25 protein-coding genes are annotated in these 21,781 nt (G+C 72.3%); 11 read left to right on the top strand and 14 right to left on the bottom strand.

All coding sequences use genetic code 11. From position 1 onward, the window contains the following. Window positions 1–6: 6 nt before the first annotated feature. From ACIA5G_RS36755 to ACIA5G_RS36745, 3 genes are all read left to right on the top strand, one after another. Complete coding sequence (locus tag ACIA5G_RS36755; RefSeq protein WP_395931774.1) at window positions 7–1,083, top strand: glycosyltransferase family 4 protein; 1,077 nt, start codon at window positions 7–9, stop codon at window positions 1,081–1,083. Between the two features lie 53 nt (window positions 1,084–1,136). Continuing rightward, a complete protein-coding gene (locus tag ACIA5G_RS36750; protein ID WP_395931772.1) occupies window positions 1,137–2,285 on the top strand; it encodes a glycosyltransferase family 4 protein in 1,149 nt (382 codons plus the stop codon). Between the two features lie 86 nt (window positions 2,286–2,371). Further along, window positions 2,372–3,235 (top strand): glycosyltransferase family 2 protein, encoded by an 864-nt coding sequence (locus tag ACIA5G_RS36745; RefSeq protein ID WP_395931770.1) that lies wholly within the window; start codon window positions 2,372–2,374, stop codon window positions 3,233–3,235. On the opposite strand, the gene ACIA5G_RS36740 is transcribed toward ACIA5G_RS36745, so the two are convergent. After that, entirely contained in the window at window positions 3,232–3,708 is a 477-nt protein-coding gene (locus tag ACIA5G_RS36740) for a hypothetical protein (protein ID WP_395931768.1), read from the bottom strand. The two genes, ACIA5G_RS36745 and ACIA5G_RS36740, sit on opposite strands and share 4 nt — an antisense overlap. Before the next feature lie 141 nt (window positions 3,709–3,849). Here ACIA5G_RS36740 and ACIA5G_RS36735 point away from each other — a divergent pair, with 141 nt between their 5' ends. Then, the gene (locus tag ACIA5G_RS36735) at window positions 3,850–4,929 is read left to right on the top strand and encodes a sugar phosphate nucleotidyltransferase (RefSeq protein ID WP_395931766.1); all 1,080 of its coding nucleotides are present in this window, start codon (window positions 3,850–3,852) and stop codon (window positions 4,927–4,929) included. A 3-nt stretch (window positions 4,930–4,932) separates the two neighbouring features. Further along, window positions 4,933–5,829: a DNA-3-methyladenine glycosylase family protein gene (locus tag ACIA5G_RS36730; RefSeq protein WP_395931764.1), complete on the top strand. Its 897-nt coding sequence runs from the start codon at window positions 4,933–4,935 to the stop codon at window positions 5,827–5,829. 8 nt (window positions 5,830–5,837) lie between these two features. On the opposite strand, the gene ACIA5G_RS36725 is transcribed toward ACIA5G_RS36730, so the two are convergent. The 7 genes from ACIA5G_RS36725 to ACIA5G_RS36695 are packed head-to-tail and all read right to left on the bottom strand — an operon-like array spanning window position 5,838 to window position 10,582. Continuing rightward, window positions 5,838–6,116 carry a hypothetical protein gene (locus tag ACIA5G_RS36725; protein ID WP_395931762.1) on the bottom strand — a complete coding sequence of 93 codons (279 nt, stop codon included), beginning with the start codon at window positions 6,114–6,116 and terminating at the stop codon, window positions 5,838–5,840. Window positions 6,117–6,118: 2 nt separating this feature from the next. Then, entirely contained in the window at window positions 6,119–6,484 is a 366-nt protein-coding gene (locus ACIA5G_RS36720) for a GntR family transcriptional regulator (protein ID WP_395931760.1), read from the bottom strand. Further along, a complete protein-coding gene (locus ACIA5G_RS36715) occupies window positions 6,481–6,936 on the bottom strand; it encodes a hypothetical protein (protein ID WP_395931758.1) in 456 nt (151 codons plus the stop codon). Before ACIA5G_RS36715 ends, ACIA5G_RS36720 begins: the two co-directional genes overlap by 4 nt. Before the next feature lie 26 nt (window positions 6,937–6,962). After that, on the bottom strand, window positions 6,963–7,508 hold the full coding sequence (locus tag ACIA5G_RS36710) for an NUDIX hydrolase (RefSeq protein WP_395931756.1): 546 nt from the start codon (window positions 7,506–7,508) through the stop codon (window positions 6,963–6,965). After that, window positions 7,505–8,908, bottom strand: a complete 1,404-nt coding sequence (locus ACIA5G_RS36705; RefSeq protein ID WP_395931754.1) for a coenzyme F420-0:L-glutamate ligase — start codon at window positions 8,906–8,908, stop codon at window positions 7,505–7,507. Before ACIA5G_RS36705 ends, ACIA5G_RS36710 begins: the two co-directional genes overlap by 4 nt. Continuing rightward, complete coding sequence (gene cofD / locus ACIA5G_RS36700; protein ID WP_395931752.1) at window positions 8,844–9,833, bottom strand: 2-phospho-L-lactate transferase; 990 nt, start codon at window positions 9,831–9,833, stop codon at window positions 8,844–8,846. The genes ACIA5G_RS36705 and cofD overlap by 65 nt, the downstream gene beginning before the upstream one ends. Then, complete coding sequence (locus ACIA5G_RS36695) at window positions 9,830–10,582, bottom strand: GNAT family N-acetyltransferase (protein WP_395931750.1); 753 nt, start codon at window positions 10,580–10,582, stop codon at window positions 9,830–9,832. The genes cofD and ACIA5G_RS36695 overlap by 4 nt, the downstream gene beginning before the upstream one ends. 58 nt (window positions 10,583–10,640) lie before the next feature. Between ACIA5G_RS36695 and ACIA5G_RS36690 the strand changes: the two genes are divergently transcribed. The 3 genes from ACIA5G_RS36690 (at window position 10,641) to dapC (ending at window position 12,336) form a co-directional block, all read left to right on the top strand. Continuing rightward, window positions 10,641–10,814, top strand: a complete 174-nt coding sequence (locus ACIA5G_RS36690; RefSeq protein ID WP_395931748.1) for a hypothetical protein — start codon at window positions 10,641–10,643, stop codon at window positions 10,812–10,814. A gap of 113 nt (window positions 10,815–10,927) precedes the next feature. Next, window positions 10,928–11,248 carry a ferredoxin gene (fdxA, locus tag ACIA5G_RS36685; RefSeq protein WP_086680320.1) on the top strand — a complete coding sequence of 107 codons (321 nt, stop codon included), beginning with the start codon at window positions 10,928–10,930 and terminating at the stop codon, window positions 11,246–11,248. Continuing rightward, on the top strand, window positions 11,245–12,336 hold the full coding sequence (gene dapC, locus ACIA5G_RS36680) for a succinyldiaminopimelate transaminase (protein WP_395931745.1): 1,092 nt from the start codon (window positions 11,245–11,247) through the stop codon (window positions 12,334–12,336). The genes fdxA and dapC overlap by 4 nt, the downstream gene beginning before the upstream one ends. Here dapC and ACIA5G_RS36675 read toward each other — a convergent pair. Continuing rightward, window positions 12,330–12,977, bottom strand: coding sequence for a TetR/AcrR family transcriptional regulator (locus ACIA5G_RS36675; RefSeq protein WP_395931743.1), 648 nt, complete (start codon window positions 12,975–12,977; stop codon window positions 12,330–12,332). The genes dapC and ACIA5G_RS36675 overlap by 7 nt on opposite strands. A gap of 44 nt (window positions 12,978–13,021) precedes the next feature. Between ACIA5G_RS36675 and ACIA5G_RS36670 the strand changes: the two genes are divergently transcribed. Further along, window positions 13,022–14,434 carry an FAD-dependent monooxygenase gene (locus tag ACIA5G_RS36670; RefSeq protein ID WP_395931741.1) on the top strand — a complete coding sequence of 471 codons (1,413 nt, stop codon included), beginning with the start codon at window positions 13,022–13,024 and terminating at the stop codon, window positions 14,432–14,434. A gap of 9 nt (window positions 14,435–14,443) precedes the next feature. On the opposite strand, the gene ACIA5G_RS36665 is transcribed toward ACIA5G_RS36670, so the two are convergent. The 3 genes from ACIA5G_RS36665 to ACIA5G_RS36655 are packed head-to-tail and all read right to left on the bottom strand — an operon-like array spanning window position 14,444 to window position 16,860. Further along, window positions 14,444–15,382 carry a CHAD domain-containing protein gene (locus tag ACIA5G_RS36665; protein ID WP_395931739.1) on the bottom strand — a complete coding sequence of 313 codons (939 nt, stop codon included), beginning with the start codon at window positions 15,380–15,382 and terminating at the stop codon, window positions 14,444–14,446. Between the two features lie 40 nt (window positions 15,383–15,422). After that, on the bottom strand, window positions 15,423–16,403 hold the full coding sequence (dapD, locus tag ACIA5G_RS36660) for a 2,3,4,5-tetrahydropyridine-2,6-dicarboxylate N-succinyltransferase (RefSeq protein WP_395931737.1): 981 nt from the start codon (window positions 16,401–16,403) through the stop codon (window positions 15,423–15,425). Between the two features lie 28 nt (window positions 16,404–16,431). Continuing rightward, on the bottom strand, window positions 16,432–16,860 hold the full coding sequence (locus tag ACIA5G_RS36655) for a hypothetical protein (RefSeq protein WP_395931735.1): 429 nt from the start codon (window positions 16,858–16,860) through the stop codon (window positions 16,432–16,434). 35 nt (window positions 16,861–16,895) lie between these two features. On the opposite strand from ACIA5G_RS36655, the gene dapE reads away from it, so the two are divergent. Together dapE and ACIA5G_RS36645 are read left to right on the top strand one after the other, a co-directional pair. Further along, a complete protein-coding gene (dapE, locus tag ACIA5G_RS36650) occupies window positions 16,896–17,954 on the top strand; it encodes a succinyl-diaminopimelate desuccinylase (RefSeq protein ID WP_395931733.1) in 1,059 nt (352 codons plus the stop codon). A gap of 185 nt (window positions 17,955–18,139) precedes the next feature. Further along, on the top strand, window positions 18,140–18,940 hold the full coding sequence (locus tag ACIA5G_RS36645; protein ID WP_395931731.1) for a DUF3152 domain-containing protein: 801 nt from the start codon (window positions 18,140–18,142) through the stop codon (window positions 18,938–18,940). 3 nt (window positions 18,941–18,943) lie between these two features. On the opposite strand, the gene ACIA5G_RS36640 is transcribed toward ACIA5G_RS36645, so the two are convergent. Together ACIA5G_RS36640 and ACIA5G_RS36635 are read right to left on the bottom strand one after the other, a co-directional pair. Beyond that, window positions 18,944–19,996 carry a chitinase gene (locus tag ACIA5G_RS36640; protein ID WP_395931729.1) on the bottom strand — a complete coding sequence of 351 codons (1,053 nt, stop codon included), beginning with the start codon at window positions 19,994–19,996 and terminating at the stop codon, window positions 18,944–18,946. A gap of 134 nt (window positions 19,997–20,130) precedes the next feature. Further along, window positions 20,131–21,735, bottom strand: a complete 1,605-nt coding sequence (locus ACIA5G_RS36635) for a M28 family peptidase (protein WP_395931727.1) — start codon at window positions 21,733–21,735, stop codon at window positions 20,131–20,133. Between the last annotated feature and the right edge of the window lie 46 nt (window positions 21,736–21,781).

Below are 21,781 nucleotides of genomic sequence, written 5' to 3'. Positions count from 1 at the left end.
AGCCGCGTGCCCGAACTGGTCGTGCTCGCCGAGCAGCTCCTGGCGCCCGTGCCCGGTGGCACCGGGCGCTACACGGCCGAGCTGCTTCCCGCGCTCGCGAAGACCGCGCCGCCGGGCTGGACGGTGTCCAGCGTGGTCGCGCGGCACGCCGACGTGCGCGCGGCCGAGCTCGACGGGGTCGAGGGCCCGCGGGTGCTGCGGATCCCACCGCGGGCGCTGGTCGCCGCGTGGCAGCTGGGCCTGCGCTGGTGGCCGGGCGGTGACGCGGTGCACGCGCCGACGCCGTTCGCGCCGCCGCGCGCGCCGGCCGGGAAGACGCTGAGCGTGACCGTGCACGACACCGTGCCCTGGACCCACCCCGAGACGCTCACCGCGCGCGGCGTCAGCTGGCACCGGTCGATGATCGCGCGGGCCGCACGCCGCGCGTCCGGGCTGGTGGTGCCGACGCGGGCAGTCGCCGACGAGCTGGCCGTGCTGGTCGACGTCGACGTCCCGGTGCGCGTGGTGCCGCACGGTGTGCGGGTGCCGTCGGGCTCCGCTTCGCTGGACCTGCCCTCGCAGTACGTGCTCGCGGTCGGCACGATCGAGCCGCGCAAGGGGATCGACGTGCTGGTCGACGCGGTCGCCGCGATCGAGGGCACCACGCTGGTGCTCGCCGGGCAGCCGGGCTGGGGCGGCATCGACCCGGCCGCGCTGGCGTCGGAACGCGGCCTGCCCGCGGACCGGCTGCGGCTGCTCGGGAAGGTGTCGGACGCCGAGCTGGCGACCGCGCTGCGGGGGGCGAGCGCGCTGGCCGTGCCGAGCCTCGCCGAGGGGTTCGGGCTGGGCCTGCTGGAGGCGATGGCGGCCGGGGTCCCGGTGGTGCACACCGACGTCCCGGCGCTGGTCGAGGTGGCGGGTGGTGCCGGGATCACGGTGCCCCGCGGCGACGCGGTGGCCCTGGCCGCGGGGTTGCGGGAGGTGCTGGAGTCACCGACCGTGGCGGCCAAGCTCACCCGTTCGGGGCGCGAGCGGGCGAAGGCGTTCACCTGGCGTCGCGCGGCGGAAGCCGTCTGGGCTATTCACCGGCGGGCGCATGAGTGACCGGTTTGCCAGTTCCTCACCATGACACCCGGTCACCGCCGTACCCTGCAGGGGTGAGCGATGATCCCCGGGTCCTGATCGACGCGACCGCGGTTCCCGCGGACCGCGGCGGGGTCGGCCGGTACGTGGACTCGCTCGTCGCCGCTCTCGACGCGGACGGGGCGCGGATCACCGTCGTGTGCCAGCCCCGGGACCTGCCGCTTTACGATCGGCTGGTGCCGAACTCGCGCGTGGTGCCCGCGTCGCCGACGACGACCACCCGAACCGCGCGGCTGACCTGGGAACAGGCGACCCTGCCGCGGCTGGTGCGCCGCCTCGGCGCCGACGTCGTCCACTCGCCGCACTACACGATGCCGCTGACGACGTCGGCCGCGTCGGTCGTCACGCTGCACGACGCGACGTTCTTCACCGACGCCGTGCTGCACTCGTCGGTGAAGGCCCGCTTCTTCCGCGCGTGGACGGCGACGGCCCTGCGCCGCGCGACGCTGTGCGTGGTGCCTTCGGCGGCGACGGCCGCGGAGCTGGCCCGCGTCGGCCCGGTGCGGCACGCCTTGCTGGAAGTAATTCACCACGGTGTCGACACCGAGCGGTTCCACCCGCCGTCACCCTCGGAAGTCGCCGCGGCCCGCGAGGCGGTCGGCCTCGGGCGCACGCCGTACGTGGCGTTCCTCGGCGCGCTCGAGCCGCGCAAGAACGTGCCCGCGCTGATCCGCGGTTTCGCCCGCGCGGTGGGGGGCCGTCGTGACGCGCCGGCGTTGGTGCTGGCCGGCCAGCCGGGCTGGGACACGCAGGTGGAGCGGGCGCTGGACGCGGTCCCGCACCGGCTGCGCGTCATCCGGGCGGGCTACCTGCCGTTCGGCACGCTGGCGGGTTTCCTCGGCGGCGCTTCGCTCGTCGCGTACCCCTCGCTGGGCGAGGGCTTCGGCCTGCCGGTGCTGGAGGCGATGGCGTGCGGCGCGTGCGTGCTGACCACACGCCGCCTGTCGCTGCCGGAGGTGGGCGGCGACGCGGTGGCGTACTGCGGCGTGGGCGCGGGCGACGTCGCGGCGGCGATCAGCGAGCTCCTGGCGGACCCGGGCCGGCGATCCGAGCTGGCGACGGCGGCCCAGCAGCGCGCGAAGGAGTTTTCCTGGGCGACGACGGCGGAGCGGCACCGGGAGGCGTACGCCAAGGCTTGGGCGCGCCACCTCCGCAACCGCTGAGCGTCCGAGGCTCGTCCGACTTCTTCCAGCGTGCTCCCGTGCCGGGGTGGCGGTGCAGCGCTGCGTGACGAGGGGACAATGGCCCGATGACCGATCACTCCCGTTACGGCGACGAACTCGGCGTCGTGACCGTCACCTACTTCTCCGGCGACACCCTCGAGCGGTTCCTCGACACGCTCGAGAAGGCCACCGAGCGCGACGTCCAGGTGGTGGTCGCGGACACCGTGTCCACCGATGGCGCGCCCCAGAAGGCCGCGAAGCGTGCGAACGTGCACCTGCTCGAAATCGGGGAGAACGTCGGGTACGGGACCGGCTGCAACCGCGGGGTCGCCGAGCTGGACGACCGGTACGGCTGGATCGTCATCTCGAACCCGGACCTGGAGTGGGAGCCGGGGACGATCGACACGCTGCTCGAAGCCGCGAAGCGGTGGCCGCGGGGTGGGGCGTTCGGCCCGCTGATCCACGAGCTCGACGGCACCGTCTACCCCTCGGCCCGGCTGCTGCCGTCGTTCGGCCGCGGCATCGGCCACGCCGCGCTCGGCAAGGTCTGGCCCGGCAACCCGTGGACCAAGCAGTACCGGCAGGAGACCGGCACGCCCGTCGAGCGCGTCGCGGGCTGGCTGTCGGGCTCGTGCCTGCTCATGCGCCGCGAGGCCTTCGACTCCGTGGGCGGCTTCGACTCGCGGTACTTCATGTACTTCGAGGACGTCGACCTCGCCGACCGGCTGGGCCGTGCGGGCTGGCTGAACGTCTACGTCCCGTCGGCCGGCGTCATGCACGTCGGCGGGCACTCGACGTCGCAGGCGTCGAAGAAGATGCTCGCGGTGCACCACGAAAGCGCCTACCGCTACCTCGCCGACCGCCACCAGGGCCTCGCCTGGAAGCCGCTGCTGGCCGCGACGAAGCTCGGCCTCGCCCTGCGGCTGAAGCTCGAGACCCGGAAGGGCTAGATCCCGTCGAGCCGGCGGGACAGGTCGGACCTGCCGTTGTTCTGCGTCACCGTCGGCACCAGGCCGGTTTCTTCCGGGTCCGGCTCCTTCAGCGGGCTCGTGATCGGCTCGGCCTGGGGCCGGCGCGCCAGCGGCGTCGTGACCGGTGAGGGCTTCGGGGAGGTGGGCATCGGCGTGGTCGGCGTGGGGGTGCTCAACGGCGTGGTCCGCTGCGGGCGGCCGTTCTGAACCTCCAGCCGCCGCGTCGGCGACGAGCCGGCCAGCGGGTGGTCGTTCTCCTCGATCAGCGACGCCGGCAGCTGCGTGGTCGTGTCGGGGTCCTGGCTTCTGTCGAGGCCGTCGATCGCCGCACGCGGGATCTGCTGGGTGTTCGACGAGTCCATCGGTGACGTCGCGCTGTCGGGTGTCACTACGAACACACCGCGCGCCTGGGCTCGTGCGAGCAGGGCGTCCGCCCGATCGCGGGGGTCCATCCCCTCGGCCTCCCGACTGACCCGGGGCCCTCTGGGGAAAGGCCCGCCTGTTTCCTGTCTAGGGTAGGCCCTCCGGGCGACCTCCGTCAGGGTTTCCCGCGGCTTGTCGCTCAGCGGTGCGTGATACAGGAGGAGATTTCCGTGACGTCCGAGGTCGAGATCGACGCCGTCGTGCTGGTCGGGGGCAAGGGCACGCGCTTGCGCCCGCTCACCCTTTCGGCGCCGAAGCCGATGCTCCCGACAGCCGGGACGCCCTACCTGAGCCACCTGTTCTCGCGCATCCGCGAAGCCGGGATCAGGCACGTGGTGCTGGGCACGAGCTACCGTGCGGAGGTGTTCGAGGAGTACTTCGGCGACGGCAAGTCGATCGGTCTGGACCTCGAGTACGTCGTGGAGGAAGAGCCGCTCGACACGGCCGGCGCCATCCGGAACGTCTACGACAAGCTGCGCGCCGAGCACGTGATCGTCTTCAACGGCGACATCATCTCCGGTGCGGACCTCGGCGAGCAGCTGCGGGTGCACCACGACTCCGCCGCCGACGTCACGCTGCACCTGCAGCGTGTGCCGGACCCGAGCCGGTTCGGCTCGGTGCCCACCGACGAGACCGGCCGCGTGCAGGCGTTCCTGGAGAAGTCGCCGAACCCGCCGACCGACCAGATCAACGCCGGGTGTTACGTCTTCCGCCGCCCGGTGATCGAGGCCATCCCGACCGGGCGCCGGGTGTCGGTCGAGCGCGAGACGTTCCCGCAGCTGCTGGAGCAGGGCGCGCACATCCAGGGGTTCGTCGACGCCTCCTACTGGCTGGACGTCGGCACGCCGGAAGCGTTCGTGCAGGGTTCCGCCGACCTGGTGCGGGGGGTCGCGCCGACGTCGGCGCTGCCCGGCCGGCCCGGTGAGTTCCTGGTGCTGGACGGCGCGTCCGTCGCCGAGGACGCCCACCTGTGTGGTGGTTCGACCATCGGCGTCGCCGCCGTGGTGGGCTCGGGCGCGAAGATCGACGGCTCGGTGCTGTTCGACGGCGCGGCCGTTTCCGAAGGCGCGGTGGTCGAACGCTCGGTGCTCGGGCACGGCGCGCGCGTCGGCGCCGGCGCGGTGCTGCGCGGTGTGGTGCTGGGTGACGGCGTCTCCGTCGGGGCCGGCTGCGAGCTGCTCGACGGCGCCCGGGTCTGGCCGGACGTCGTGCTGCCGGACGGTTCCGTCCGCTTCTCGAGCGACGCGTAGCCGGTGTTCTGGCGTCCCGCGTTCGAGGTCGACCTGGGCCGGGTCCTGGGTCCGCTGAAGCGCGGCCGCGGGTCGCTGAACATCCTGACCGACGAACGCGGGATCACCTGGCTCGCGTCGAACACCCCGGACGGGCCGTGCACGCTGGCGTTGCGCCGCTCGACCGACGGCCGGATCGAAGCAGCGGCCTGGGGTGCCGGCGCGGACCGGCTGCTCACCGGCGTCCCCGCGCTGCTCGGCGCGAACGACGACGACTCCGAGTTCGTCGCGCACCACGACGTCGTCGCGCGGGCCCGGCGGGAGAACCCCGGCCTGCGGCTGGGCGCGACCGGCGTGGTGTGGGACTGGCTGGTGCTCGCCGTGCTGGAGCAGAAGGTGACCGGCAAGGAAGCGATCCGGTCGTGGGCCGAGCTGTGCCGCCGGTTCGGCGCGCCGGCGCCCGGGCCGGGGCCGGAACGCCTGCGGGTGCCGCCGACGCCGGTGGCGCTGCGGTCATTGCCGGACTGGCACTGGCACCGCGCGGGTGTCGACATCAAGCGCCGTACGGCCCTGCTCAACGCTGCCCGCGTTGCGCACCACCTGGAGCGCGCGGTCGAGCTGCGCGGGCTCGAGGGACGGCGGCTGCTGCGGCACGTGCCGGGCATCGGCGTGTGGACGGCGGCGGAGATCGCCCAGCGCGCCTGGGGTGATCCGGACGCGGTCAGCTTCGGCGACTACAACATCCCGTCGATGGTCGGGAACGCCTTGCTGGGCATGAAACTCGACGACGCGGGCATGGCCGAGCTGCTGGCGCCGTACGCGCCCCAGCGGCAGCGGGCGGTGCGCTACCTGGAAGCGGCCGGGCACAAGCGGCCACGCTTCGGCCCGCGGATCGAGCTGCGCGACTACCGCGCCATGTGAGCGCTTGGCTACTGCTGCGGCGGGTACGGCGGTTGCGGGGGATAGCCGCCCGGCGGGGGCGGGTACGGCGGCTGCTGGCCCGGATGTCCCTGCTGCGGCGGGTAACCCGGCTGCTGGCCGGGGAAGCCCGGCTGCGGCGGGTAGGGCGGCGGAGGCGGGTAACCCGGGTACTGCTGCGGCGGGTACGGCGGCGGCTTCGGCTTGCTCGCGTTGACGATGAGCAGCACCACACCGACGATGGCCGCCACCACCACCAGGATGATCAGCAGCATCAGGACGCTCACCACGGTCAGGCCTTCCCCTCGTCGAGCGCCGCGCGGGCGATGTCCAGTGCCTCGGCGTCGGCCAGGCCGAGCTTACGGGTGAGTTCCGCGTACCGGGCCGCGGCCTGCTGGGCCCGGCGGCGGCTCTGGTCGCCGGACGCGGCGACGAAGCTGCCCGCGCGCCCGCGCGTTTCGATCAGGCCGGCCTCCTCGAGCTCGCGGTACGCGCGGGCGACCGTGTTCGGGGCGATGCCGAGGTCGGCCGCGAGCTGCCGGACCGTGGGCAGCTTCGTGCCGACCGCCAGCGAACGGTCGTTGATCCGCGTCGCGAGCCCGGACCGCACCTGCTCGAAGGGCGGCACCGGTGAGCCACTGTCGAAGGGGACGATCACCAGCTCTGCGGTCCCGCTCCCGGGCCCGGCTGGTGCTGCTGCGGGTACGGGCCCTGCGGCGCGTACTGCTGCTGCGGCACCGGTTGCGACGGCGCATACCCGGGTTGCGGCATCGGCTGCGACGGCGGGAACCCCTGCTGCTGCGGGAACCCCGGCGGCGGGAAGCCCGGCGGCGGCCCGGCCTGCGGCGGCGGGAACCCGTGCTGCTGGGGCGCAAAACCCTGCTGCGGCGGGAAGTTCTGCTGCTGCGGCGGGAAGTTCGGGTTGGGCGGGAACTGCCCGCCGTTCTTCATCGCCTCTTCGCGGCGCATCTTCGACACCCGCACCGCCACCACGATCACGAACACGATGATCGCGAGGATCAGCAGGCCGACGACGATGTAGCCGAACACCCCGCTGTCTCCGCCGCCGCCGGAGTGATAGTGCACCCGCTCGGGGAACTGCGTAGCCATGTGGTCCTCCCTCTCCGGGGCCCAGGCTAGTGCCCGGCACCGACCGGAATCGCCGCTTTCACCAGATCGGCGAGATCTTCGGAGCCGGCCGGGAGCGCGTCCACCGGCCACCACCGCAGGTCGTCGGACTCGTCGCTGCGCACCGGCTCCGCGCCCGGCGGCGCGTGCACCGCGTACCGGACGTCGAAGTGGCGCGTCGGCACGCCGAGCGAGCACGTGATCGGGTGGACGTCGAGGTGCACCGGCTCGGCGGAGATCCGCAGCCCGGTGATCCCGGACTCCTCGGTGGCCTCCCGCAGCGCGGCCGCGGCCAGCGAGGAATCCGAAGGCTCACAGTGCCCGCCGAGCTGCAGCCACCGGCCGACCCGCGGGTGCAGCGTGAGCAGCACCCGCGTGCCGGTGTGGTCCAGCAGCACGGCCGACGCCGTCAGGTGCCCGGCCTCGCACGAGCGGCTGCAGGTGTCCTCGCGCGTGGCGAGGAACCCGAGGAACGCCTGCCGCAGCGACTCCTGAGCCGGCGGCGCAGGCCGCCAAGAACCGAGCGTCGCCACGGCGTCCGCGTGCAAAGTCACAGCTCCAGCAGCCCTTCGCCCGGCGCGGCCGACCCCCGCGGGTCCGGCTCGGTGAGCGGGATGCCGATCGCGACCGAGCCCAGCGGCTGCCAGCGTTCGTCCAGGCCGAGGACCTCGCGGACGACGTCGGCGGCGAAGATCGTCGAGCCGATCCAGCACGAGCCGAGCCCTTCGGCGGCGAGCGCGACCAGCAGGCCCTGGACCGCGGCACCGCCGGCGACGGTGAACATCGTCTTTTCGCAGTCGTTGCGGCGGGCGTCGGGGTAGGTGTGCGCGCCGTCCGGCACCAGGAACGGGATGACGACTTCCGGGGCCCGGTAAAGGATGTCGCCCCGGCTGAGCCGCTTCGCGACCTGCTCCGGCGTGAATTCGTCGCGGTTCAGGTCGGCCTGCCACGATTCGCGCATCGCGTCGAGCAGTTGCTTGCGCTTCCCGCCGTCACGCAGCCAGACGAACCGCACCGGGTGCGTGTGGTGCGGCGCGGGCGCGGTCAGCGCCGAGCCGACGGCCCGCCGGATCGACCGGGGGCTCACCGGTTCGTCGCTGAACTGCCGCACCGAACGCCGCGCCGGGACGGCTTCCCGGCGGCCCTGCGCGATGGCTTCGTTGGTGCCCAGCCGGAAGAGGTCCTCCTCGATCGGGCGGACGAGCGAACGCGCCGTCGAGCCGTCGTCGAAGAGGTCCAGGCCGCGGACGACGGCGACCGGCGTCCCGCCCAGCTTGCCCTTGACCAGGTCGGCGGCCGACGCGAGCTCGTCGGCGATCGCCACCTCGGTGACGGCCAGCTCGTTGCCCTGGCCGTCGATCGTCCCGCGGTAGGCGTGCAGCACACGCAGCCCGGACGCGCCGATCGCGGCGTCGGTCTGCCCGATCCGCCAGGCGCGGCCCATGGTGTCGGTGACGACGACCGCGACCTCGACGCCGAGCCGTTCGCGCAGCCCGTTGCGCAGCGCCAGCGCGGACGCGTCCGGGTCGGCGGGCAGCAGCGCGACCTCGTCACCGGCCACGTTGGACGCGTCGATCCCGGACGCCGCCTGCACGATGCCCAGCGGGTTCTCGGTGATCACCGTGCGCGCGATCCGCGCGACGATCCGCACGGCCTCCTGCTCGACGAGCTTGCGCCGCTCGGCGTCACGGGCCTCGGGATCGGTCGGCACGCGGACGAGCCTGCCCTCGGCCTTCGAGACGATCTTGCTGGTCACGACCAGGACGTCCCCCGAGCGCAGCCAGGGCGCGGCGGTCACGATCGCGCCGGTCAGGTCGTCGCCGGGGCGGAACTCCGGCAGCCCGGTGACGGGCAGGATCTCCAGCTTCGGGGAAGCGTGGTCACTGGTGCTAGTCAACGGGGGCTCCAGCCAGTTCCAGCGCGGCGCGGGCCATCGCCGCGGTCGCGTCCACATCGGACATCAGCAGCGGGACGTCGCGGACGGTCACGCCCGGCACGTCGGCCGTCTCGCCTTCGGCGATCAGCCAGCCGTCGAGCACCCCGCCGTCCTTGCGCGAGCCGTAGTGCCGGCCGACCGCCTCGGCCGACGTCTCGACGCCGATCGCGGTCAGGCACGCGTCGGCCATCCCGCGCAGCGCCTTCCCGCCGATGATCGGGGACACCCCGACCACGCCGGCCGACGTCTTGCGCAGCGCGTCCCGGATCCCCGGCACGCCCAGGGTGGTGCCCACCGAGACGACCGGGTTCGACGGCGCGAGCAGCACCGCGTCGGCACCGGCGATCGCCTCGAGCACCCCCGGCGCGGGCTTGGCCTCGTCGTTGCCGACCGCGACGATCGAGTGCGCCTTCGGCTCGGCGCGGTAGCGCACCCACCACTCCTGGAAGTGGATCGCCTTCTGCTGGCCGTCCTGCTCCGGGTCGTCGATCACGACGTGCGTCTCGACGCGGTCGTCCGACATCGGCAGCAGCCGGACGCCGGGCTGCCAGCGGTCGCACAGGGCCTCGGTCACCGCGGACAGCGGGTAGCCCGCGCGCAGCATCCGCGACCGGATGAGGTGGGTGGCGATGTCCTTGTCACCGAGCCCGAACCAGTCCGGGTCGGCGCCGTAGGCCGCCAGCTCCTCCTTGACCACCCAGGTCTCGCCCGAATGCCCCCAGCCGCGTTCCTTGTCGATCCCGCCACCCAGGGTGTACATGCAGGTGTCCAGGTCCGGGCAGATCCGCAGGCCGTGCATCCAGACGTCGTCGCCGGTGTTGACCAGCGCCGTCACCTCGTGCGGCGACTCGCTCGCACCTTCCGGCGCCATGCCCAGCGCCGCCTTCACACCCAGCAGGAACCGGGCCCCGCCCACTCCGCCGACCATCACCACGATCTTCACGACGTCGAATCCTCGCACGAGCCGGGTGCCGCCACCCAGTACCGGTATCTGTGGTGCGGGGCGTAGCCGAGCCCCGCGTAGAGCGCGAGTGCGCCTTCGTTGCCTTCCGCGACCTGCAACACCGCGCGGTCGGCTCCGTGTTCCGCACCCCAGGTGTGCAGGGCGCCCATCAGCGCGGACGCGAGCCCGCGGCGCCGGAAGCCGGGGCCGACCTCCAGGCGCCCGACGTGCAGCCAGCCGTCCACCAGCGCGCCGCGGACGACACCGGCGGTGGCGCCGTCGAGCGTCGCGACGCCGTAACCGATCTTTCCGCCGGTCAGGACGCTGCGTGCGGCCGGGAAGTCCTCGCCGGGGCCCAGCGTGAGCTCCCACCAGCCGGGTGTCGGCTCGTCGTGCACCGTGACGCCGGGGACGGGCGGCCCGGCGGCGAGCGGGGCGGTGAGGACCACGACCTCGTGGCCGCGGGCGTGCCGCGTCGCCTGAGACCAGCCTTCGGCGACGATCGCGCGCTCGTTCGGGCTGTCGCGGATCACCTGCACCATCGGCGGGATCCCCCGATCGTGGGCGAAGTCACACACCGCGCGCAGCGCTTCCGGGACGGGCCGGCCGGGGTCGCCGACGGCGAGTGCGCTGTTCGCGCGGCCGGTGAACCCGTCCGCCCAGCGCAGCCGCCAGTCCCCCAAGGATTCCTCGACCAGGGGAGGCCATGCTCTGCTGCAGGCGATTTCGAGCGTTTCGGGGGTGTTCACGGCTAGATTGTGACTGAGGCGGCAAAAGTCGTGGAGCGGATTTCGGAGGAGGCGGGCCGTGGGCATCCAGCGCAAGGACGAGCGGCACAACGAGAAGCTCGTGGACGAGATCTCCGAGGGCTTCAACCGGGCCGTGGGGGAGAAGAAGGCCGAGGAAGACGCCCCGAAGCCGCGTTTCGTCATCACCGGGGACGCCCGGGCCACGCCGCCCCCGCGCCGCCGGGAGCGGTGAGCGCCCGCCATACCCCGGGTATGGCTAAGGGTTGCCTCACCAACCGATCGGGTGCCGATGCCGCGTAATGTCGGCACGGACTGGCTGTTTGCAGAGAAAAGCAGGAGTACGCAGTGACCTACGTGATCGCCGAGCCCTGCGTCGACGTGCTCGACAAGGCGTGTATCGACGAGTGCCCCGTGGACTGCATCTACGAGGGCGAGCGGATGCTGTACATCCACCCCGACGAGTGCGTCGACTGCGGCGCCTGCGAGCCGGTCTGCCCGGTCGAGGCGATCTACTACGAGGACGACGTCCCGGACAACTGGTCGGACTACACCAAGGCCAACGTCGATTTCTTCGACGAGCTGGGCTCGCCGGGCGGGGCGTCGAAGGTCGGCAAGACGGCGCACGACCCGGGCTTCATCAAGGCGCTGCCCCCTCAGGGCGAATGAGCCGCGTCGCGCTGCCCGACTTCCCCTGGGATTCGCTCGCCGAGGTCAAGGCCACGGCGAGCGCGCACCCCGGCGGGGTGGTCGACCTCTCCATCGGCACGCCGGTCGACCCGGTCCCGGCCGGCATCCGCGACGCGCTCGCGTCGGTGTCGGACATCCCCGGGTACCCGACGACGCACGGCATCCCGGCCCTGCGCGCGGCGGCCATCGCCGCCCTCGGCCGTCGTCACGGTGTCACCGGCCTGGAGCCGGACGCCGTGCTGCCGACGATCGGGTCGAAGGAGGCCGTGGCCTGGCTGCCGCGGCTGCTGGGCTTCGGTGCAGGCGACCTCGTCGTCATCCCCGAGCTGGCCTATCCGACGTACGAGGTCGGGGCGCTGCTGGCGGGCGCGTCGATCCTGCGGTCCGACGGCCTGACCGCGCTCGGCCCGCAGAAGCCGGCGATGATCTGGCTGAACTCGCCGTCCAACCCGACCGGCAAGGTGCTGCCCGTGGAGCACCTGCGCAAGGTTGTCGAGTGGGCGCGCGAGCGTGACGTCGTCGTGGTCTCCGACGAGTGCTACCTGGCGCTCGGCTGGGAAACGGAACCGCTGTCGGTGCTGCACCCGGACGTCTGCGACGGCCGCACGGACGGCCTGATCGCGGTGCACTCGCTGTCCAAGTCGGCGAACCTGGCCAGCTACCGCGCCGGGTTCCTGACCGGTGACCCCCGGCTGATCGCGCAGCTGCTGGAGATCCGCAAGCACGCGGGCATGATCGTGCCGCGCCCGGTCCAGGAGGCGATGGTCGCCGCCCTGACCGACGACGAGGCGTTGACGGCCCAGCGCGAGCGTTACGACCGCCGCCGGCTGGCGCTGCGGAAGGCGTTGCAGGACAACGGGTTCCGCATCGACCACTCCGAGGCGGGCCTGTACCTGTGGGCCACCCGGGACGAGGACGCGCAGACCACGCTCGGCTGGCTGGCCGACCGCGGGATCCTGGTCGCGCCGGGCACGTTCTACGGCCCGACCGGCGGCAAGCACGTCCGCGTCGCGCTGACCGCGACCGACGAGCGCGTCGACGCCGCTGTGCAGCGCCTGACTCAGTAGTCGCGGCCCGTGAAGCCCCGGTAGACGAACCGGGTGAGCGCCTCGATCGCCTCTTCGTCGGTCGGTGGTGTCCACCCGGCCGGAACCGGGGCGAGCAGCCACATCTGCGCGAAGCTGTCCACCAGCTGGTACATCATCGCGATCGACAGCTCCGTGCTCGCCGGCAGGCGCATCCCGGCCGCCGTCACGTGCGCCAGGTGGCCGTTGAGGTCCGCCCCCTGGGTCGCGCCGAAGCTCGCCAACGTCCGCGCGAACGCGTCGTTCACCATCGACGCCTGGCGCAGCGCCTGCATCGTCGACGCGTGCTCCTTGTAGAAGTCCCAGTACTGCGCGACGTGCCAGCGCACCGCCGCCGGGTCGCTGAAGTCCGAGAGGTGCCCCTCGGTCAGCGCGCTCTCGTCGCCTGAAGCCGCGATGTCGGCGAGGAGTGCCTCGAGCAGCTCCTCCTTGCTCGCGAAGTGGTTGTAGAACGACCCCGCGGCCCGGCCCGCCTCGGCGGTGATGTCCGTGATCTTGGTGTTCAGGTAGCCCTTCCGCGCGAACACGCGCCGGGCCGCCGCCTTCAGCGCGGCCTCGGTCTCGGCCGCCTTCTCCTTGCGGTTCACCGCCACCTCCTTGACGCCGGACGCTAGCAGTGTCATTCTGAATCCAGATTCACTGAATTTCAATTCACTGGGAGGGCGAGATGGACACACGGGTGCTGATCGCGGGGGCGGGGCCGACCGGGCTGACGCTGGCCATCGAGCTGGCCCGGCGCGACGTCGCCGTGCGGATCATCGACAAGGCCGAGACGTTCTTCATGGGCTCACGCGGCGACGGGCTCCAGCCACGCACGCTGGAGGTCTTCGAGGACCTCGGCGTGCTCGACGCGGTGCTCGCGGCGGGGGCCGCGCCGGTGCCGATGAAGATCCACCTCGGCGGCGAGGTGGTCGGCGAGCGGATGATGTTCGACCCGGTCGAGCCGACCCCGTCGAAGCCGTACCCGACCGGCTGGTTCCTCGGCCAGTCGCAGACCGAGGGCATCCTGCGCGACCGGCTGGCCGAGTTCGGCGTGCGTGTCGAGCTGAACACCGCGCTGACCGGCTTCGAGCAGGACGCGGACGGCGTCACCGCCACGCTGAGCACGGGTGAGACGGTCCACGCCGAGTACCTGGTCGGCGCCGACGGCGGCAAGAGCTTCGTCCGCAAGACGCTGGGGATCGCGTTCGAGGGGACCACCGACGAGTCGATCCGGATGCTGCTCGGCGACGTCCACGCCGAGGGCCTCGACCGTGCGTACGGGCACTGGTTCGCGGCGCCCGAAGACCCGATGAGCGGCATGATGTTCAGCCCGCTGCCGGGCACCCCGTGGTTCCAGTTCGGCGCGCCGCTCGGCGACGGCGAGCTGGACGTCGAGACGGCGCTGCCCGCGGTCCAGGCCCGGCTCGACACGCTGAGCGGCGGCACCGTCCAGCTGTCCGACCTGGCCTGGTCGACGGTGTGGCGGCCGAACGTCCGGCTGGCGGCGCGGTTCCGCGACGGCCGGGTCTTCCTGGCCGGCGACGCGGCGCACGTCCACCCGCCGACCGGCGGCCAGGGCCTCAACACCGGCGTCCAGGACGGCTACAACCTGGGCTGGAAGCTCGCGGACGGCTCACCCGAGCTGATCGACAGCTACGAAGTCGAACGCCGGACGAACGCGGCGCGGGTGCTCGGGATCTCGACCGAGCTGATGCAGAAGTACGTCGACGGGGACGAGGACGCGCACAAGCGCGGCGAGGACTTCCAGCAGCTGGGCATCAGCTACCGCGGCGGCCCGCTGTCCCCGGCCGGGACCGGCGCGCTGCAGCCCGGCGACCGCGCCCCGGACGCGCCGCTGACCGACGCCAACGGCAAGCGGGTCCGGCTGTTCGAGCTGTTCCGGGGCCCGCACGCGACGGAACTGGTCTTCGGCGACGGCCCGGCGTCGGAGGGGTACCGGATCCTGCCGGCGGGGAGCGTCGCGACGGGCACCGACCTGGTCGACGACGGCGGCCACGCGTACGCGGCTTACGAAGCCGAGGGCGGCCGGACGGTGCTGGTCCGCCCCGACGGTTACGTCTGGTCGATCACGGCCTGAGCTGTCCGGTCAGGCGTGCAGGGCCTGGGCAGCGGTGTCGACCGCCGCCCAGGAGTCCTGCCACGCCGCGCGGGCCTCGGCACGGCGGGCCAGCTCGCGCTCGGCGATGCGGCCGGCGACGAACCCGACGGCGCCGTCGGCGGACTCCAGCACCGTGCGCATCCGCTCGGCCGCGATCACCGCGTCCTGGTGGTCGCCGAGCACGGTCTGGAAGTCCCTCGTGGCCTTGATCAGCTTCTTGATCCGCTTGGCGCGCTTCTTCTTCGCCGACGTCTGGGCCAGCTCGGCGGCGTAGCGGAGCTTCTTGCCGTGGATGCGCAGGGCGTGCAGGTCGTCGTCCGGCGGGTCGGCGGGCAGCGCGCGCACCGCCTTCGCGAGCTTGCGGTGCGGCTTCGCCAGCCCCGCGATCAGGTCGTGCGACTCCGTGGCCACCTCGGCGGCGGCCTCCCGGTCGCGGGTCAGCAGGCTGACCTCGCGCAGCAGCGTCGAGTAGCGGGCGCTGGACAGGGCCCGCGTCAACCGCCGTTTCGCCGCGGTGCGCTCGGTGACGAACATCGACACGAGACGGTGTCCAGCGGCCTGATCACGGACCTCGAAGTCGGCGATGACCTCACGCAGGTGCCCGATGAGGACGTCGTAGTCCCGCACCTCGCCGAGCGACTGGCCGAGCCAGCCCAGCTCCGCGCGCACCGGCTCGGCGCCGTCGCCGACCAGCGTGCCGGACAGCTTGAGCACACTGCGCATTCTTCGCAGGGCGACCCGCATCTGGTGCAGGTCCTCGGGGTCGGCGCCCGAGCGGGTGCCGGGCTCGTACGCGAGCAGGGCGCGGATCTCCCGGTCGAGCTTGGCCCGCACGTGGTGCGCCGCCGGATCGGCCGGGCCCGCCACGACGGGGAGCTCCGGCAGGCCCAGCTCGACCGGCAGGCGGGGCAACGATTCGGTGGTCATCTCATGAATGGTAGGTGAACACCGGGGCCCCGCCCACCGCTCAGTTGGCGTGCAGCATCGCGTTCAGCTCGACGCCGGAGCCGGTCCGCGCGACGACCTCGACCGCGCCGGTCGCGGAGTTGCGCCGGAAGACCGCGCCCGAGATGCCGTTGAGCTCGCGGGCCTTGACGACCTTGCCTTCGACGACGACCTTCGTGCCGGCCGTGACGTAGAGCCCGGCCTCGACGACCGTGTCGTCACCCAGGGAGATCCCGACCCCGCCGTTCGCGCCGATCAGGCAACGCTCGCCCAGCGAGATCGTCTCCTTGCCGCCGCCCGAGAGCGTGCCCATGATCGACGCGCCGCCGCCGACGTCCGAGCCGTCGCCGACGACCACACCGGCCGAGATCCGGCCCTCGACCATCGACGCGCCGAGCGTGCCGGCGTTGAAGTTCACGAAGCCCTCGTGCATCACGGTGGTGCCGCCGGCCAGGTGCGCGCCGAGCCGGACGCGGTCCGCGTCGCCGATCCGGACGCCGGCGGGCAGGACGTAGTCGACCATCCGCGGGAACTTGTCGACGCTGTAGACGGTCACCGGGCCGCGCGCCCGCAGCCGCAGCCGCGTCGCCTCGAAACCCTCGGCCGGGCACGGGCCGTGGTTGGTCCACACGACGTTCGCCAGCAGGCCGAACATGCCGTCGAGGCTCTGGCCGTGCGGGCGGACCAGCCGGTGGGAGAGCAGGTGCAGCCGCAGGTACATGTCGTGGGTGTCCGCGGGCGCGTCGGCGAGCTTGCCGATCGTGGTGCGGACGGCGATGACCTCGACCCCGCGGTCGGTGTCCGGGCCGAGCAGGCCGGCGGCGGCCTCACCGAGGAGCTCGGTGGCCTCCGCCGCGCTGAGGCGCTCGGTGCCGGCGGTGCCGCCGTCGGTCAGCTTGGGCTGCGGGTACCAGGTGTCGAGGACCGTCCCGTCGGTCGTGACGGTGGCCAGCCCGACGCCGCTGGCGCCGGTCGTTTCGGGGTTCGGGCTCTGCTCGCTCACGGCCCTCACCGTAGTGGAACGACGCCGGTCAGCCCGTCGTGGGCCGGGCGTCGACCTGCTTCTTCAGCCCCGAAAGGGCGGCGGCGACGTCGACCAGCGCCTGCGTGCAGGGCCCGCCTGCCTCCGGCACGGTGGTGCAGCCCGCGTTGCGGAAGGACTTCACCGCCCGCTCGAGCGCGTCGGCCTCGGTGACCAGCTGCGGGTCGTTGTCGCCGGCGCGCTTGCGGGCCGTGCCCGGCAGGTTGCCGATCTCCGTGACGTACTTCTCACAGCCCTTCGGCAGCTGGGTGCGCGGGCTCGCGTAGCACTGGTCGACGGTCAGCGCGGCCAGCTTGGTGGGCAGCGCGTCCGGGCCGGGCTCGCCGCCCTGCTTGGGCGTCGGTCCGGCCTCGTTCCCGCAGCCGGACAGGACGAGGACCAGCAACGCGCCGCCGACGGCGACCGGGAACCTAGACACAGGCCCACGGTAGCCCTGCCGGTAGCGTGCCGGTCATGAGCCTCGACCTGCACTCGGACCCCGTCGACCTCACCGCCGCGCTCGTGGACGTGTTCAGCGTCTCCGGCAGCGAAGCCGAGCTCGCGACGCTGGTGCAGGAGGCGCTGGAGAAGCAGGCGCCGCACCTCGAGGTCGTGCGCAACGGTGACGCGGTCCTCGCCCGGACGAACCTCGGGCGCGCGTCGCGGGTCGTGCTCGCCGGGCACCTGGACACCGTGCCGGAGAACGGCAATCTGCCTTCGCGGCGCGAAGGCGAGTTCCTGCACGGCCTGGGCACGGTCGACATGAAGGGCGGCGACGCGGTCTTCCTGCACCTCGCCGCGACGCTGCCGGAGCCGAAGCACGACATCACCTTCGTCTTCTACGACAACGAAGAGGTCGAAGCGGTCAAGAACGGCCTCGGCCGCATCGAGCGCGAGCTGCCGGAGTGGCTGGCCGGAGACCTGGCGATCGTCGGCGAGCCGTCGAACGGCGTGATCGAGGCCGGCTGCCAGGGCACCATGCGCGTCGAGCTGCGTTGTTCCGGGACGCGCGCACACACGGCGCGGGCGTGGATGGGGGAGAACGCGATCCACGCGCTGGCCGAGCCGCTGCGGCGGCTGGCGGAGTACACGCCGCGGGTGGTCGACATCGACGGGCTGACCTACCGCGAGGGCCTGCAGGCGACGGCGATCAGCGGCGGGGTCGCGGGCAACGTCGTCCCGGACGCGGCGGTGCTGACGGTCAACCACCGCTTCGCCCCGGACCGCGACGGCGCGGCGGCCGAGCGTCACCTGCGTGAGGTGTTCGACGGCTACGAACTGTCCGTTGTGGACCTTTCACCGGGCGCACTGCCGGGCCTGTCGGCCCCGGCGGCGGCCGAACTGGTGGCGGCGGCCGGCGGACGCGCGGCGGCGAAGCTGGGTTGGACGGACGTCGCGCGCTTCGCGGCGCTGGGCATGCCGGCGGTGAACTTCGGCCCGGGCGACCCGACGCTGGCGCACACCAAGCAGGAGAACGTCCGGACGGCGGAGATCGGCCAGGTCGCCGAGGTCCTCCGCAAGTTCCTGGCCTGACCGGACCAAGCGCCCCAATGTGGCCTTGGTTGCGTCACACGCACCGAAGGCCGCCTTGGGGCGTAGTGGCCGTCGTCACACTGGGGTCCACTGAGCTGCGGTGACACACTGTTGCCCGGGGTCACCGCAACTTTTCCCGTACGCGGGCCGTATCCACTGGTGAAGCCGCATGTTCGGGAGGACCCATGCCCAAAACCGCGAGACGGGCCGCGGCCGTCGCCGTGCTCGCCCTGGCGGTGATCGGCGCCGTGACGGCCTGTGAGCAGCAGCCTGTCGCCGCGCCCGCGGCCGGGCCCGTGGTCATGGCCATCGGGGAGGCCACTTCCGTCCCGCCGCCGCCCGAAGCGCGTGAGCCGGTGACGCAGGCCGCGCCCGTCGAGGTCGCCATCAGCTTCCCGCGGACCGGGTCGGGCCAGTGGATGTTCACCCCGGGCAACGCCGAAGTGGCCGGCACCGGTGGCCGGCTCATGCGGTACCGGATCGCGCTGGAGACCGACATCGACGGTGTCGGCCCCGCGGACTTCGCCAAGCAGATCCGCGGCATCCTCGGTGACCGGCGCGGCTGGACCGCCGGCGGCGAGTGGCGGCTGCAGCAGGTCGGGCCGGACGACAGCGCCGACTTCACGATCTACCTGGCCACCCCGGCCAGCCGCGACAAGCTCTGCGGCGGCACGCCGGACAGCTACACGTCCTGCCGCAACGGCAGCAACGTGGTGCTCAACGTCGCCCGGTGGGCCAACGCCGTCCCGAACTACGGCGCCTCGCTGGACGTCTACCGCCAGTACATGGTCACCCACGAGACCGGGCACCGGCTGGGTCACGGCCACGAGCTGTGCCCCGGCGCGGGCCGGCCGGCGCCGGTGATGGAGCAGCAGACGCTCGGGCTGCACGGCTGCGTTCCGAACCCGTGGCCGTTCCCGAACGGCCGCGAGTACGCGGGCCCGTCGGGCGAATACAACGACCCGATCCCGACGGGCACCTCGTAGGCGTCAGCGGCCCTGCAGGGACTTGACGTTGTTCCCGAACGTCCAGCCCTTCGAGCCGTCCCAGTTGATCGACCAGTCCATCAGGCCCTTGAGGCCGGAAACCGAGCGCCACGCCTGGGAAACCAGGCTCGGCGACATGTACCCGCCGCCCGCGCCGGGCTGGGCCGGCAGACCCGGGACCTGCTTGTCGTACGGCACGCGGATCGTGGTGCCCTGCACCACCAGGCCCTGGTTCAGGCACTGCGTCTGGACCGTGAAGCCCTGCACCGTCCCGGCCTGGTACGAATCGCCGGAGCAGCCGTACATCGAGCCGTTGTAGTACTGCATGTTCAGCCACCACAGCCGGCCGTTGTCCGCGTACTTCTTGATGATCGGCAGGTACGCGCCCCAGATCGAGCCGTACGTGATGCTGCCGCCGGTGACGTACGCGGTTTCGGGCGCCATCGTGAGCCCGAAGTTCGACGGCATCTGCGCGAGCACACCGTCGATGATCCGGATCAGGTTGGACTGCGACGCCGAGAGCGTCTTGATGTTCCCGCTGCCGGTGAGGCCGGTCTCGATGTCGATGTCGATCCCGTCGAAGTTGTACGCCTTCAGGATCGGCACGACCGTCGCGACGAACTTGTCGGCCACAGCGCTGGATGACAGGTCTATACCAGCGGCCGCGCCGCCGATCGACATCAGGAGCGTCGCGCCCGCGGCCTTCGCCGCGCACATCTCGGCAGGCGTGGACACCTTGACGCCGGCGTCCATCCCGTTCTCCCACAACACGGTCCCGTCGGACCGGATCACCGGGAAGGCGGCGTTGATGACGTTGTAACCGTGCTGGGCCATGCGGCTGTCGGTGATGGGCACCCAGCCCATCCCGGGGTGGACGCCGTTCGCGGCGCCGTCCCAGTTCTCCCAGTAGCCCTGGAGAACCTTGCCGGCGGGCCGGGATTTCACCGCGCACGTGTCGGCCGACACCGCCCCCTGCGCGGGGGCCGACACGAGCAGCGGGACGGCCAGCACCGCAGCCAGAAGGGTTCCGAACAAGCGGGTTCTGCGACCGGACATACCGGCTCCCATCGTCGTTGAGGGCGAACGCGGCGTGTCCGTCCACGATAGGGACACCGGGAAAGCACTGACTACCTACGAACGGGTGGTCTAGACAACCGGGGCGCTCCGGCGAGGAGCGCCCCGGTCGCGGCTCAGACGGTCAGCGTCCAGGAGGACAGGTAACCGGTGTCGGCCGGGCCGACGTCACGCAGCCGCAGCTGCCAGGCACCGTTCGCGGCCTCCGAAGAGGCGTTGACGGTGTAGGTGGTGTCGAGGTTCGGCGTCGAGTCGCTGCTGGAGTTCTTCAGCCGGTACGCCGTGCCGTCCGGGGCGACGAGGTCGAGGACCAGGTCACCGCGGTAGGTGTGGGTGATGTGCACCTCGACCTTGGTGGTGCCGGAGGCGTTGCGCGCGCAGCCGCCGACGGTCGCGGTGCTGTTCACCGCGGCACCCGGGTAGTCCGGGATGTCCAGCCGGGTCCCGTTGGTCACCGGCGCGCACGACGAAGTGCCGACGCCGAGCGAGAACGACGCCGTGTGGTCGACGCTCGCGCCGTCGGCCGTCACGGTGATCGGGAAGGTCCCGGTCGGGGTGCTCGACGACGTCGCGATGGTCAGCGTCGAGGAGCCGCCGGACTGCACGGTGGCCGGGCTGAACGACGCCGTCGCGCCCGCGGGCAGGCCCGAAGCCGACAGCGAGATCGACTGCGCGCTGCCGGACGTCGTCGCGGTGCTCACCGCGACCTGCAGCGACTGTCCGGGTTGGACGGTCCCGGCGGTCGGGTTCAGGTTCACCGAGAAGTCGTTGCCCTGGGTCGTGGCGACGGCCAGCTTCCACAGCGCGTACCCGATGGCGTCGGAGTTCTTCTCCAGCGGGGTGTCCGGGATGTTCGACGTCGTGTCGCACGCGCGGTGGTAGCAGTTGTCGAACGCCGCACCCGCGGTGCCGCCCCACTTCTGCGCCTGCGAAGAGCTCTTGATGTCGCCGGCGCCGGTGGCCAGGCCGCCGACCGGGATGCCCGCGCTCTTGAAGGACGCGTGGTCGGAGCGGCCGTCACCTTCGCTGTCACCCTCGGTCTGGATGCCGATCGAGGAGAAGTACTCGTCGAAGATCGCCTTGACCGAAGCGACGTCGTCGTAGACGAAGTAGCCCCAGTTCTTGGAGCCGATCATGTCGAAGTTGAGGTAGGTCTTGATCTTCGTGCGCTCGGCGCTGGGCAGGTTGTTGACGTAGTACTTCGAGCCGACCAGGCCGGACTCTTCGTCGGCCCACCAGCCGAAGCGGACACGCTTGGCCATCGCCGGGTTGGTGCGGGCCAGCGTCAGCGCGGTCTCGAGGATCGACGCGCTGCCGGAGCCGTTGTCGTTGATGCCGGGGCCGGCGCTCACGCTGTCGAGGTGCGCGCCGAGCATGATGACCTGGCTCGCGTCACCCTGCGGCCACTCCGCGATCAGGTTCTGCGACTGCCCGATGCAGCTGGTGCAGGTCTGCCGGGTCGTGGTGTACCCGGCCTGCTTCAGCAGGTTCTCCACATAGGACACCGACGCCGCGTAACCGCCGCCGCGCGGCGAGCGGGTGCCGCCGTTGTTGTTCGCGATGGTCTGCAGCTGGTTGAGGTGGGTCTTGATGTTGGCCAGCGAGATGTCCGGCGCGGCGAGCGCCGTGGCGGGCGCGGCGGTGGCCGCGGGCGCCGAGACGACGCCCAAAACGGCCGCCAGGGCGGTGACCCCGGCTCCGATTCTGGTCTTCCACTTCATGGCGGTGAGTTCCTTCGGTGGGGGTTGGGGGAGAACGGCCGTGAAG

Origin of the sequence: Amycolatopsis sp. NPDC051758, assembly GCF_044453095.1 — a bacterium.
GTDB lineage: Bacteria > Actinomycetota > Actinomycetes > Mycobacteriales > Pseudonocardiaceae > Amycolatopsis.
The sequence above is the reverse complement of the archived record's forward strand: the minus strand, read 5'-3'. Positions and strand labels throughout refer to the sequence as shown.